Origin of the sequence: Salinisphaera sp. SWV1, from assembly GCF_052044155.1 — a bacterium.
In the GTDB taxonomy this organism is placed as follows: Bacteria; Pseudomonadota; Gammaproteobacteria; order Nevskiales; family Salinisphaeraceae; genus Salinisphaera.
Genome location: NZ_JBQDYE010000115.1, coordinates 1 through 795 on the forward strand (window position 1 = coordinate 1; position 795 = coordinate 795).

The following is a 795-nucleotide window of genomic DNA, read 5'->3' on the forward strand; positions in this document are numbered from 1 at the left end:
CAGCGCAAGGGGATAACGTTCTTGCACCGCGGTGACAATTGCCACCACTCGCTCAACAATAAACGCTTCGCTTTTTTCGCCATACGGGAAAGCGACGTTATCGAAAGCATAAATGTAATGGAGATCCGGTAAGAGATGCCGGATCTCGTCATAGACCGACAACCCACCGACGCCGGAGTCAAACACCAGCACGGTGGGACGTGGTTCAGAAGGTGTAGCTGCCAGACAAGGTGTATTCCCGTCCTGCAGTTTGGTAGCCATAGACTGTCTCATAATCTTTGTCGAACAGGTTGGCTATTTTACCACGAACTGTCAGGTGAGAGGTGACCGGATACGCAACCGCAAGATCCCACAAGCTCACACCGCCCATTTTAACGGTTTGATAAGGATAAGATGAGTAATCCTTATCATAGCGAGTGCCTAAATACTGATAAGTAATACCCCAGTCGAAGTCATACAACTGCCAGTCGAGCTGGTATTTCACCTGCTGTTTAGCACGGCGTAACAACGGCGTGTCGGTAATCGCATTGCGCGCATCGACATAATCATAACTCACAGTATGCGTCAGTGGTCCGGTATCAAAATTGGCGGTCGCCTCGACGCCCTTAATCCGCGCTTTCCCTTCGTTGTAATATTTCAGGGTGTGATCATCATAATCGATCAAGTCACTGACATCGTTACGATATCCGGAAATACGCCAGTTCACCCCAGCGGTTAAGCCTTCAAACGCGCCTTCCCACTGTTTGCTTTTCTCCGGGTCCAGATTCGGATTTCCGTAGAAGCCATACAGTTGCC

The 795-nt window shown here is 49.7% G+C and carries 1 protein-coding gene and 1 pseudogene; both read right to left on the bottom strand.

What is annotated here, in order from left to right:
- Positions 1-261: pseudogene (locus tag ACS8YF_RS19690) on the bottom strand (glutamate racemase); the annotation flags it as partial.
- On the bottom strand, positions 206-795 hold a 590-nt coding region (locus tag ACS8YF_RS19695; protein WP_440851786.1), incomplete at its 5' end, for a TonB-dependent receptor domain-containing protein. The pseudogene ACS8YF_RS19690 and the gene ACS8YF_RS19695, both read right to left, overlap by 56 nt.